This window comes from Mesorhizobium sp. 113-1-2 (genome assembly GCF_016756475.1).
GTDB lineage: Bacteria > Pseudomonadota > Alphaproteobacteria > Rhizobiales > Rhizobiaceae > Mesorhizobium > Mesorhizobium loti_C.
In genome coordinates this window covers 1,009,559-1,021,625 of the sequence record NZ_AP023242.1, presented here as the reverse complement: position 1 = coordinate 1,021,625, position 12,067 = coordinate 1,009,559, and the positions used below count along the sequence as shown (strand labels likewise).

General features: G+C 64.3%; 9 protein-coding genes. 4 read left to right on the top strand and 5 right to left on the bottom strand.

What is annotated here, in order from left to right; genetic code table 11:
• Window positions 1-201: 201 nt before the first annotated feature.
• Window positions 202-792: an invasion associated locus B family protein gene (locus JN279_RS04815; protein WP_244734410.1), complete on the top strand. Its 591-nt coding sequence runs from the start codon at window positions 202-204 to the stop codon at window positions 790-792.
• Between the two features lie 364 nt (window positions 793-1,156).
• Entirely contained in the window at window positions 1,157-2,398 is a 1,242-nt protein-coding gene (locus tag JN279_RS04810) for a M24 family metallopeptidase (RefSeq protein WP_202352153.1), read from the top strand.
• A 223-nt stretch (window positions 2,399-2,621) separates the two neighbouring features.
• Here JN279_RS04810 and JN279_RS04805 read toward each other — a convergent pair whose 3' ends face one another.
• The 5 genes from JN279_RS04805 to JN279_RS04785 form a co-directional block, all read right to left on the bottom strand.
• A complete protein-coding gene (locus tag JN279_RS04805) occupies window positions 2,622-4,064 on the bottom strand; it encodes an amidase (RefSeq protein WP_202352152.1) in 1,443 nt (480 codons plus the stop codon).
• Between the two features lie 348 nt (window positions 4,065-4,412).
• Entirely contained in the window at window positions 4,413-5,501 is a 1,089-nt protein-coding gene (locus JN279_RS04800) for a Gfo/Idh/MocA family protein (RefSeq protein ID WP_202352151.1), read from the bottom strand.
• Window positions 5,502-5,772: 271 nt separating this feature from the next.
• Window positions 5,773-6,936, bottom strand: a complete 1,164-nt coding sequence (locus JN279_RS04795; RefSeq protein WP_202352150.1) for an ABC transporter substrate-binding protein — start codon at window positions 6,934-6,936, stop codon at window positions 5,773-5,775.
• A gap of 69 nt (window positions 6,937-7,005) precedes the next feature.
• Complete coding sequence (locus JN279_RS04790; RefSeq protein ID WP_038650727.1) at window positions 7,006-7,848, bottom strand: ABC transporter permease; 843 nt, start codon at window positions 7,846-7,848, stop codon at window positions 7,006-7,008.
• Window positions 7,845-8,672 carry an ABC transporter ATP-binding protein gene (locus JN279_RS04785; RefSeq protein WP_202352149.1) on the bottom strand — a complete coding sequence of 276 codons (828 nt, stop codon included), beginning with the start codon at window positions 8,670-8,672 and terminating at the stop codon, window positions 7,845-7,847. The genes JN279_RS04790 and JN279_RS04785 overlap by 4 nt, the downstream gene beginning before the upstream one ends.
• Before the next feature lie 308 nt (window positions 8,673-8,980).
• Here JN279_RS04785 and JN279_RS04780 point away from each other — a divergent pair, with 308 nt between their 5' ends.
• Window positions 8,981-9,922: a MurR/RpiR family transcriptional regulator gene (locus tag JN279_RS04780; RefSeq protein WP_202352148.1), complete on the top strand. Its 942-nt coding sequence runs from the start codon at window positions 8,981-8,983 to the stop codon at window positions 9,920-9,922.
• Between the two features lie 200 nt (window positions 9,923-10,122).
• Window positions 10,123-11,913 (top strand): NAD(P)/FAD-dependent oxidoreductase, encoded by a 1,791-nt coding sequence (locus JN279_RS04775; RefSeq protein ID WP_202352147.1) that lies wholly within the window; start codon window positions 10,123-10,125, stop codon window positions 11,911-11,913.
• The last annotated feature ends 154 nt before the right edge of the window (window positions 11,914-12,067 follow it).

Here is a 12,067-nt window from a genome sequence, read left to right as displayed (position 1 = left end):
TCTTACGCGAATTGTATTGTATAGCGAGCCCGGAATCTTGTGACTGTTGTTGTCGACCCTCAAAGTTCTGTCCTGTGGCCATATTGCCACAGTAGATTTGCCGGCTTGCTTGTCCGGGGACTCGGCTTTCGGAGCAGTCGCCCTTGTTGTATCAAACCTTTTCCAGGAGAATACCTGCCGGGGCAAGGAAAACTGTGGGGCATGAAGAACATGGCAATTACTTTAGCTAAGACTAATCTACTCCGTATGGTCGCGGCATGGGCTGCTCTGTGGCTGCTGTCGGCTTCTGTTGGCCCGGCGCTTGCCGAGGACACCGCCAAAGAGGCCCAATCCAAACAGTCTCAATCCAAGGACGCCGGACCCAAGCCGGCCGACGCCAATGCATGGGCCGTGAACTGCTCCAGCGACTCGGCGGCCGGTGAGCTTCAGTGCCAGGTTTCGCAGAACCTCACCGAAGCCAAGACAGGCCAGCGTGTGCTGACGGTGACCGTGCGCCGCGACAGCGGCAATGGCAGCCTGGCCATGCTGCTCGCTTTGCCGCACGGCCTGTTCCTGCCGTCGGGCGTCAGCTATCAGGTCGACAGCGGCAAGAAAGTCACCGTCGCCATCCAGACCAGCGACCAGAACGGCGCCTATGCCGCGGTGCCGGTGGCGCCGGAACTGGCCAAGGCGATGAAGTCGGGGACGACGATGAACATCGGCATGGAATCGGTGACGCGCAAGCCGGTGACCATCCCGGTTTCCCTCAAAGGCTTCGGCGCCGCGGTGGCCAAGCTGGAATCGATCAAGTAGGGGTTTCGCCGGCAACCGTTGGCCGACGCCCAATCACTTCGTCATCCACGGGCGGAGCGAGCAGCCGCGCAGCGGCGTCGCGGAGACCCGAGGATCCATGCCGCGGCCGTGCTGACAGGTGCAGCGGAGCAGAATCCAGGACCGTGGCAACGCTCCGGAGTCCCGGCATGGATCCCTTAGGCTGCGGAGCAGCTCCAGGGGTCTGCGCCGCGTCGCTGCGCTCCTTGCTCCGCCCGTGGATGACGAAGTCATGGACGTCTCCGCTAATCGCCGAGGCATGCTGTGCATCAACATAGCAAGCAACCGGCTTGATTGTCCGCACTCACAATGCTCCGTTGCCGCTTCGGATATCCGGAGAGGTTTCATGACAGGTTTTGTCGACCGCCAGCGCGCCGCGCATGTGATGGGCCAGGCCGGCATCGCGGCACTGGTGCTTTCGGCACCCGAGGCCTTCCACTATGCGACCGGCGCGTGGATCGGCCCGGCGGGACTGTTCCGGCGCGCCGGCGGTGGCTTCGTCGTCATCCCGGCCAAACAGGACTTGCCGATCGGCGTTGTCGTCGCCGACTTCAACGCGGCGCAGCTGCGGCTCGCCGCGCCCGAAGCAATTGTGCGGTCGCACCCGATCTGGATCGAATCGGCGCCGGTCGCGACAGCGCACGGGCTGCCCCTGGCTGAGCGCATCGAGGCGGGGCTGGCCGCGCTCGGCCGCGCGCCGGATTTCTCGCGTCCCGCGACCTTCGACCTCGCCGGCTCGGTGCGCCAGCTGCAGCTTCTGCTGCACGACTTCGGACTGGCGCGGGCAACACTCGGTATCGACCTCGACTTTGTTCCAGCCGCCGATTTCGCGGCCATCCAGGCGCTGCTGCCGGACTGCCCGATGGTCGACGGCTCACCGGTTCTGGACAGGCTGCGGGCTATCAAATCGGAGCGCGAGATCGACCTCTTGCAGCAAGGCATTTTTCTCTCGGAAGCCGGGCTGGAGCGCCTGCAGGTGGATGCGCTGGCCGGCATGCGCCAGGCCGATCTCATCGCGCTCTACCGCAAGGGCGTCGCCGACGCGGCCGCCGGTCTGTCGCATCCTGTCGCGACGGCCGAATATGTGACGCTGGGCGCCCGCGCCAAGGGCGCCGACGCCAGGGCCGAGGCCGGCGATCCGTTGAAATGCGACATGGTCTGCACCGTCGGTGGCTACGCTTCCGACATGTCGCGCAATTTCACCTTCGGACCGCCTTCCGCCGACCAAGCGGAGCTGCACGCGATCGCCGAGCGCGCCTTCGAGGACGGGCTGGCGGCACTGATCCCCGGAAACACGCTCGGCCATGTCCACCGCGTCACCACCGAGAGCCTGGCGCGGCAAGGCCTGCGCTCCTACCGCCGCGGCCATTTCGGCCACAGCGTCGGGCAATCGGTGTTTTCCGAACAATGGCCGTTCATCGCCGCCGACAGCGATGTCGTGATCGAAGCCGGCATGGTGCTGGCCTTCGAAATCCCGCTCTACATAGACGGCCTTGCCAGCTTCAATCTCGAGGACCAGTTCCTGATTACGGCGGATGGACCGAAGGCGATGAACCGGCTGCCGAGGCGGCTGGAGGGGATTGGGTAGGGGGAGCTTCACTCCGAAGCCTCTCCACCTTCGTCATCCACGGGCGGAGCAGGAGCGAAGCTCCGTCGCGGAGACCCGAGGATCCATGCCGCGACCTCAGCCGTGGAGTGCAGCGGAGCGAAATTCTGCACCGTGGCGGCGCGTTGGAGTCCCGGAATGGATCCTGGGGTCTGCGCTGCGTCGCTGCGCTCCTTGCTCCGCCCCAGGATGACGACGGGAGAGGTTAACCACTCACCGCCGGCCGCCTGTCCCTCCACGGCATCTCTTGCTCCAGCTGCGCCGACACCGCCAGCACCGTCGCCTCGTCGCCATAGCGGCCGACCAGCTGCACGCCGATCGGCACGCCGCCTTTCGACCAGCCGAGCGGCAGCGAGATTGCCGGCTGGCCGGAGATGTTGAAAGGAAAGGCAAACACCGCATCCGCCCATTTGGCGTTGTAGCGGTCGATGTCGGTTTCCGACATGTCGTAATAGCCGAACGGGCGCGGCAGCTGCGTCAGCGTCGGTGTGATGAAGAGGTCGTAGGCGTTGAGATCGCCGACAATGTCGCGGCCGATCTGGCGGAGCTGCTCGACATCGGCGATGTGCCTGACACCGCTGGTCGCGCGGCCACGTTCGATGATTGCCCAGGTCACCGCCTCGACGTCCCTTGGAGTAACCGGCCGGCCGATCACTGTCTCAAGATAGTCGAAGGTCGCCGCCGTCTGCACGCAGGTCATGTTGGTGTAGGTCGCCCACACGCCATTGGCGTCGAGCGGCATGTCGTGCTCCTCGACATGGTGTCCCAGCCGCTCGAGCGCCGCCACCGTCGCCAGCACCGCCGCCTTCACCTCCAGATCCATGGCGGTGCCGTTGGGCGGCGTGACGGTGAAGCCGATGCGCAACCTTTTCGGCGCGCGCGCCGACAGGCTGAGCCAAGAGGCATCGGGAACCGGCGGCGTGTAGGCGTCGCCCGGCAGCGCGCCGGCCACCGCATCGAGATAAGCCGCTGTGTCGCGCACCGAGCGCGAGCAGCAGAGAAAATAGGCGCCGCCATACCAATAGTCGCCGAACGGCGCGAGGCTGACGCGGCCGCGCGACGGTTTCAGGCCGACAATGCCGCAGCAGGACGCCGGAATGCGGATCGAGCCGGCGCCGTCGCTGGCTTCGGCGATCGGCACCATGCGCGCGGCGATCGCCGCCGCCGCACCGCCGCTCGAACCGCCAGGCGTGATGCCTTCCTTCCAGGGGTTCTTCGTCACCCCGTAGAGCTTTGGCTCGGTCGTGATCGACCAGCCATTCTCGGGCGCGTTCGACTTGCCGACCAGCACCAGCCCCGCCGCCTTCATGCGGCGGACGACTTCAGTGTCGAAGTCGGCGACGACATCTTTCAAATAGAACGAAGAATTGGTGTTCGGCGCACCTGTCCAGGACGAGGCCAGTTCCTTGAGCAGGAACGGCACGCCGGCGAAGAGCGCCGATCTGTCGACCGTTTGCGCTTGCGCACGTGCCATGTCGTAGAGGCGGTGGATCACCGCGTTCAGCGCCGGATTGAGCCGCTCGACCAGCGTGATCGCCGCCTCGACCAGCTCGGCTGGCGAAACCTGGCCGCCACGCACCAGCCCGGCCAGGTCGAGCGCATCGGAGTCCGCGTAGGTTCTCAACAGACTGTCGGTGACAGCGGCCATGTATTGCTCCTTTTATGTCTGAGTGACTCCCCCTCACCCAGCCTCCGCTTCGACTGGTGTGGCTGATCGGCCCGCGGCTTGATTGCCACGTGGTTCCCCCAATCCGTCGCTGCTTCGCAGCGCCACCTTTCCCCCCTCCGGAGGGAAAGGAAGGGAGCCCCGTTGGAAAAAGCGTTGACGGCAAAAAGCTTGGCGCCCTTCCTCTACCCTGTCGATCGGGGGCCGAAGGACGGGCGAGACCCGTGGCTCGCCCCGGCAGGCGTCTCGGCGAAGCCGAGACGGAGTGGGGGTCGACCAGCGCAGCATAGGAAATGCATGCGCGAAGCGGCCGGATGAGGGGGCGTCACTTCAAGCCAGTTCGACGGTGCGCCCCAGTTCGATGCTCTCCTCTGCGGCGAGCACGATGCGCAGGCTGTTGACCGCGGCGTCCATCTGCTCGGTCAGATCGATATCCTCGCGGATGGCGCGCAGGAAGAACGCCTGCTCGCGGTCGCATAGCTCCTGATGGCCGGGTTCATCCTCCATGCTGACGATCTCGTCAGGTTTGGAAAAGTTCTTGTCGCCGTCGACCGCGGCATAATGGATCTTCAACGCATCGGTCTTGGTGTGGCGGTCGATATCGGCCGAATTGGAAACCTCGGCGTCCGAAGCGGTGCTTGCAGCCTGGCCGGCGACGATCGACACCGCGCCCTTGGGGCCGACCACGTCCTTCACGAAATAGGCCGTCTCGCTCATCATCGGCCCCCAGCCGGCCTCATACCAGCCGACCGAGCCGTCATCGAAGGTGACGTGCAGATGGCCATAATTCTGCTTGTCGGCCTCCGCCCACAATTTGGCGCCGATGCCATGCACGCGCACCGGCCTGGCGCCGGTCAGCTGGCACATGACGTCGACATAGTGGACGCCGCAATCGACGATCGGGATCAGCGAATCGATCAGGTTCTTGTGCCAGTGCCAGGCGCTGCCGCTGCTCTGCTGGTTGAGGTTAAGGCGCATCACCAGCGGCTTGCCGAGCGTCTTGCCGACCTCGATGAACTTGATCCAGGAGGGGTGGACGCGCAGGATGTAGCCGAGCACCAGCTTGCGGTTCTTGGCGCGTGCCGCCGCCACGACCTTCTCGGCATCCTCGATGTTGGTGGCGAGCGGCTTTTCCATGAACACATGGCAATTGGCCGCGATCGCCTTCAGCGCGTATTCGGCATGGGTGTTCGGCCAGCTGTTGATCGACACGGCGTCCGGCTTCGTCTCCTTCAGCGCCAGGTCGAAATCCTCGTACAGCGGATAGAAGGCTAACTCCGCCGGGATCTTCTTATTGCTCTTGATCGAGCGGCTCATGATGCCGACGATCTCAAAACCCTCGGAGCGGTGATAGGCGCTGGCGTGCGACGCCCCCATATTGCCGAGACCCACCACCAGCACTTTTACCTTGTCGGCCACATCAGCCTCCCAGTTCTTGATTGAATTTTGTGCGGCGATCGGTTGCCGCTTGGCCCTTTCCTCTCCCCCGTCGATCGGGGGAGAGGTGTCGAGCGAAGCTCGACGGAGTGGGGGTCGACCCTAGCGCCCGCCTGAGGTCTCTTGGTCGCCAAATTGTGCCTGTCTTGCGGCGACTACGCGTTTGGCAAACGCCTTCCCCCACTCCGTCGCCGCTTCGCGGCGCCACCTCTCCCCCCTCCGGAGGGAGAGGAAAGGAGCCAAGACAGGACAATCACTTCACCGCCGAATCGAACAGATGCGCCTTGATCTTTTCGACATCGAGCGCGGCGAAGCCTTCCGACAGCTTGACGCCGTCGGCATCGGCCTTGACCTTGGCCTTGTCGAACGTATTGGCCGCCGGGATCAAATCGTTGGTGCAGACATCCTCGGCCTTCACCGGATTGGTGATCTGGCCGATCTTGTGGATCTCGTCGAAGAAGCCCTGCCAGCTCGCCATGTCGTGCGAGCCCCAGCCGCCGCGCTTGTCCATGTCACCGCGGAAGACGTTGATCTGCTGCAGGATCGAGGTGGTGCCGAGCTCCGGTCCGAGATTCTTGGCCAGCGTCGGGAACTGCTCGAACACCGCTTCGACGGCCGCACGCGGATTCTGGTAGCCGAATTCGAGACCCATCGCCCAGCCGCGCAGGTATTTTTCCAGGAACGCCTTCTTGTCGGGATCCTCGAGGTCGGCGGCGCGCACGACAAAGGTGTTGGCCGGCAGTTTCGAGTTCTTCACGCCGAGCCAGTATTCGAAGTCGAGACCCTTGGCGATCCATTCGGCGCGCAGCCCCTCCCAGGACAGGGCCGCGTCACCCTGGCCGCCGGCAAGTGCGGTACCCCAGATCGGCCAGCCGGCCTCGACATATTTGACCTTCTTGATGTCGACGCCTTGTGCCGCAAGCAGCGGATCGGTGATCGACTGCCAGGCGGCGGAACCGAGCAGGATGGTCTTGCCTTCGAGCTTCTTCAGATCGTTCGAGCCCTCGCCCTTGCGGAAGGCGATGCTGAACGTGTCGCGGGCGCCCATATGGAAAACCGATTTCAGCTTCATGCCGTTCTGGATGGCGAAGGAGAACACGCCGGGCGAAGGGAAGCCCATATCGGCCTGACCGACATCGACGAACTTCACCGTTGCCGTGCCGTCCGACGGCCCCGGCTGCATGTCGGTGTTGAGGTCGCCGAAATAGCCGGCCTTCTTGGCCGACCAATAGGGATAGTCGTCGAGCACTTCGAGCGTGCCACGTGGCGAGATCCAGGTGAATTTCTCGTAGGCCGCCGCCCTGGCTTTGCGGCCGGATGCGCCGAGCGCGGTTGCCGTCACCAGGCCGGCGCCGGTGACCTGCAGGAAATAGCGGCGGGACATCCCCGCCTGGCGGATCGAATTGTCTTTGGTCATCGCTTTCCCCTTTTGTTTGATGTCAGTCTCATGGCACCCGCCTCCCGGGCACCGTCATTGCCTCCTGCTCTAAGCCTCCCAGCTCGCCCATTTCTTGCCGATGAGGAAGAACAGCACGTAGATCAGGATGCCGAGCGTCGACAGGATCAGCACCACGGCGAAGAATTGCGGCATCTGGATCATCGACGAATAGGTGGTCAGCCGGTTGCCGAGGCCAAAGCCGCCGCCGACCATCTCGGCGCCGACGGCGGTGAGCAGGCCGAAAATGGCGCCGATCATCAGCCCGACCAGGATCATCGGCAGCGCCATCGGCGCGCGGATCTTCCAGAAGATCTGCAAGGTGCTGGCGCCGTAGGAGCGGGCGAGCGCGATCTTGGCGCTGTCGACGCGGCGAAAGCCGGTGGCGGCGTTGATCATCACCATCGGCCCGGCGGCCAGCGCCACCGCGATGATGCGCGGCGTGTAGCCGAAGCCGAAGCGCAGGATCAAAAGCGGCACCAGCGCCAGCATCGGCGTGGTGACCAGCAGCAGGATGTAGGGCGCGACGATCTTCTCGGCGAAGGGGAACTGGGTGATGACGGCGGCCAGCACCAGCCCGACGACGGCGCCGATGGCAAAGCCGGACACCAGCTCGACCAGCGTGTAGCCGAGATGCGGCGCTATCAGCGGGAACTCGTCGAACAGCGCATAGGCGATCGAGCTCGGCGGCGGCATGATGTAGAGCGGCACATGGAACAGCCGCAAGGCCAGTTCGATGCCGCCGATGATGACCACGGCCACGGCGATGATCGCCGCCACTTCCTTGCCCGACTTGATGCCGGGGCCGCTGGCGAAGGCCGAAAGATTGGTCAGGCTGACCTCCTGGCCATCGCCTGATTTGGATTTGGAGAATTCGGGGATGGCGTCGCTCACGGCCTGATCCTCACGATCTCGGCGCTGGTGCGCTCCGGCGCCGTCGGCCTGGTGCGCTCGCCGACAATGTCCATCTTGATCCTGTTGGTGAGGTCGAAGACTTCCTTGGTCGCCATGATCTCCAGCGAGCGCGGCCGCGCGAACGGCACGCGGTATTCACGGGCAACCTTGCCCGGCCGCGCACTCAGCACCACCACCCGGTCCGAGAGGAAAATCGCTTCCTCGATCGAGTGGGTGATGAAGACGATGGTGGTCTTGGTGTCGAGCCAGATCTCCTCGACCAGCCGGTTCATCTCCTCGCGGGTAAAACTGTCGAGAGCCCCGAACGGCTCGTCCATCAGCAGCACCGAAGGTTTCAGCGCCAGCGCCCGCACGATCGCGGCGCGCTGCTGCATGCCGCCCGACAGCTCGCGCGGGAACTTGCCGCCGAAGCCGTCGAGGCCGACGCGGTTCAAGAGATGCGCGATCCAGGCGCGGTCCGGCTTCTCGCCCTTGATCTCGAAGGGAAAACGGATGTTGGCGTCGAGATTGCGCCAGGGCAGGAGGTTGGCTTCCTGGAAGACGATGCCGATATCGGGATGCGGGCCGGTGATCTTGAGACCGTCGAGCCGGATCTCGCCGCTGGTCAGCTTGTGCAGCCCTGACATCGACCACAAAAGCGTGGTCTTGCCGCAGCCGGACGGGCCGACGATCGAGACGATTTCATTGGCCCGGACATCGAGGCTGCAGCGGTCAAGCGCCAGCAGATCGCCCGACGCCGTGTGATAGATCTTGGTCGCTGCCTGCACGCCAAGCTTCGGCGTTGTTATCTCGCCCGCGTTCATCCGCCCCTCGGAGATTGCGTGATGATCCAGTAGGTCATCAGACTGCCAAAAATCAGTCTGTAACTATCCTACTTTGCTGTCAAGCGGTCGCGGTGGTACGCTTACCATCAAAATTCCAGATTTGTGTTAATGCCTTGTTTTTGCGTTATTTCCTTCGCCTTGAAATGTGTGTTGCTTTCCTACATACTCCGAAAAGCAACCGCGAGCCTATCCCGGGCACGCAACGGCTGCAGCGTGGCCGGTGCATGGAACGACGGCGTGCAAACATGATAAGAGGTCAGGTCGAAAAGCCAGGGAAGACCGACTTCATGACCGAAGCTGACAGCCAGCAAGTGCCTGTTGCAAGCCAAGACACGGAGGGACGCGACGTCAGGCGCATCCCGGACATCATCTCGCTGGTCAAGGATTCCTACGCAGAGTTGAGCCCGGCGGAGCGCCGCGTCGCCGATGTCGTGCTCGACGATGTCAAATACGCGGTCGACGCCTCCAATGCGGCGATTGCCGAACGCGCCGGGGTCAGCGAACCGACGGTGACCCGCTTCTGCCGCGCCATTGGCTGCGAGGGCGTGCGCGATTTCAAGCTGAAGCTGGCGCAGAGCCTCGTCGTCGGCGCGCTCTATCTGGCCAAGTCGCCCGCCGTCAGCAACGACAACGGCATGCCGTTCTGGAACGCCGTGTTCGGCGAGGCACGCCACGCGCTGCAGGAGGCCGAGCGGCAGCTCGACCCGGGTGAGCTGCAGAAGGCGGCCGAACTGATCGCCAAGGCGCGCCAGGTGACCGTCTTCGGCCTTGGCGGCAGTTCCTCGGCGCTGGCGCAGGAAACGCAATACCGGCTGTTTCGCTATGGCATCACCGTCAGCGCCCAGTGCGACCCTTATCTGATGCGCATGACCGCCTCGACCTTGAAGCCCGGCGATCTGGTGATCGCCATTTCGGCGACGGGGCGCACGCGCGAGGTGATCGAGGCCGTCGAACTCGCCAAGCACTACCGCGCCAACGCCATCGCCGTGACCGCGCCCGACACCGATCTGGCGCGGGCCTGCGATGTCCGGCTGACGGTGGCGGTGCCCGAATATCCCGACACGCTGAAGCCGACCGCCTCGCGCTATGCCTTCCTGATGATGATCGACCTTCTGGCGGTGGCTTCCGCCTATAAGCTCGACGGCTCGGCGCGCGAAACGGTGCGCCGCATCAAATACAACGCCCAGATCCACCGCACCGGCAAGGAGATGGAGCCGCTCGGGGATTAGGGGACGTCTTCCCTTCTCCCCTTGTGGGAGAAGGTGGATCGGCGCGCAGCGCCGAGACGGTTGAGGGGTGGGTGACGGAGTGCCGTCGGCGCCAAGCTGGAGCACCCCTCATCCGACCTCGCTTCGCGAGGCCACCTTCTCCCACAAGGGGAGAAGGGAAGGCCGAGCCCGCGCCAATGTGAAAACGAAAGAGGGAAGAAATGCTCGAAATGGCACCGACGAAACAGGCAGCCGCATGGCTCGACTCCCTGGCGCAGGCGCTCGCGTCCGGCGACGTGGCAGCGGCGGCCAACCTGTTCGTCGACGATTGCTACTGGCGCGATCTTCTGACCTTCACCTGGAACGTCACCACCATGGAAGGCCGCGACGCCATCGCCGACATGCTCAAGTCAACGCTCCCCACGACCAAGCCAACGGCTTGGCAGCTCACCGGCGAAGCAACCTCGGACGAAGGCACGATCGAGGCCTGGTTCACATTCGAGACCGCAGTGGCCACGGGCCAAGGCATCATGCGCCTGCGCGATGGCCGCTGCCGCACCCTGTTCACGGCGATGACCGATCTCAAGGGGTTCGAGGAGCGCAAGGGCGCCAAGCGGCCGCTCGGCGTGCGCCACAAGGCCGACCCCGAACGCGAGACCTGGTCGGAAGCACGGGCACGCGAAACGCGCGAACTCGGCGCCACCGAGCAGCCCTATTGCCTGGTCATCGGCGGCGGCCAGGGCGGCATCATGCTGGGCGCGCGGCTGCGGCAGCTTGGCGTGCCGACCATCGTCATCGAGAAGAATGCAAGGCCCGGCGATTCCTGGCGCAACCGCTACCGCACGCTCGTGCTGCACGACCCGGTCTGGTACGACCATCTGCCCTACATTCCGTTCCCGGAGAACTGGCCTGTCTTCACGCCCAAGGACAAGATGGGCGACTGGCTGGAAATGTACACGCGCGTCATGGAGCTCAATTACTGGGTCGCCACAAAATGCCTCAGCGCCTCCTATGACGAGGCGCAGAAGGAGTGGACCGTGGTGGTCGACCGTGTCGGCCGGCAGATCACACTGAAGCCGAAACATGTTGTCTTCGCCACCGGCGCCTATGGCCCGCCGCGAAAGATCGACCTGGCCGGCGCGAGCGAATTCAAAGGCGAATTGCTGCATTCCAGCCAGTATGCCAGCGGCGACAAATTCCGCGGCAGACGCGTTGCAGTCATCGGCGCGGCCAGCTCCGGCCATGACGTCTGCGTCGATCTCTGGGAAAGCGGCGCCGATGTCACCATGATCCAGCGCTCGCCGACGACGGTGGTCAAATCCGACACACTGATGGAAGTCGGCTTCGAGATCTTCTCGGAGAGCGCATTGGCGCGCGGCATCACCACCGAAAAGGCCGACATGATCGTCGCCTCGACGCCTTTCGCGCTGGTGCCCAAGGGCCAGCGCGCGCTCTACGAGGTGATCAAGGCGCGCGACGCCGCCTTCTACGACCGCTTGCGCGCCTCCGGCTTCGCCATCGATTTCGGCGACGACGAGACCGGGCTCTTGATGAAGGCCTACCGCACCGGCTCCGGCTACTACATCGACGTCGGTGCCTCGGACCTGATCATCGACGGCAAGATCGGCATCCGCAGCGGCGTCGCCATCAAGGCGCTGACGAAAAACGGCATCCTGTTCGAGGACGGCAGCGAGCTCGAGGCCGACGCCATCATCGCCTGCACCGGCTACCAGTCGATGAACGAGAATGTCGCGGCACTCGTCTCGCGCGAGGTGGCCGACAAAGTCGGCCCCTGCTGGGGCCTCGGCTCCGGCGTCAAGGGCGATCCCGGCCCCTGGCAAGGCGAGCTGCGCAACATGTGGAGACCGACGGCGCAGGAAGCGCTGTGGTTCCACGGCGGCAATCTGGCGCTGTCGCGTTTTTACTCCAAATACGTGGCGCTGCAGATCAAGGCGCGGATGGAAGGGATCGCGACGCCGGTTTATGGGAAGCCGAGCAATGCAGGGCGGTGAAGCTAGCGATCTCCCCCCTCGTGGGGGTTGAGGAGCGATCCGCAGAGCGGACGGGAAGCCAATTGCTTGGCTTTTCGAGCGACGAAAGCCGGCAGGCCAGAGGGGGGTGCTGTCCCGCCGGCGTATCAATTCATTGAACTCGCGCGCCCTCGGA

Bases quoted from the DNA above. Each gene is read 5' to 3' on its own strand.
- JN279_RS04815 (WP_244734410.1), top strand. From the start codon at position 202: ATGAAGAACATGGCAATTACTTTAGCTAAGACTAATCTACTCCGTATG.
- JN279_RS04810 (WP_202352153.1), top strand. From the start codon at position 1,157: ATGACAGGTTTTGTCGACCGCCAGCGCGCCGCGCATGTGATGGGCCAG.
- JN279_RS04805 (WP_202352152.1), bottom strand. From the start codon at position 4,064: ATGGCCGCTGTCACCGACAGTCTGTTGAGAACCTACGCGGACTCCGAT.
- JN279_RS04795 (WP_202352150.1), bottom strand. From the start codon at position 6,936: ATGACCAAAGACAATTCGATCCGCCAGGCGGGGATGTCCCGCCGCTAT.
- JN279_RS04785 (WP_202352149.1), bottom strand. From the start codon at position 8,672: ATGAACGCGGGCGAGATAACAACGCCGAAGCTTGGCGTGCAGGCAGCG.
- JN279_RS04780 (WP_202352148.1), top strand. From the start codon at position 8,981: ATGACCGAAGCTGACAGCCAGCAAGTGCCTGTTGCAAGCCAAGACACG.
- JN279_RS04775 (WP_202352147.1), top strand. From the start codon at position 10,123: ATGCTCGAAATGGCACCGACGAAACAGGCAGCCGCATGGCTCGACTCC.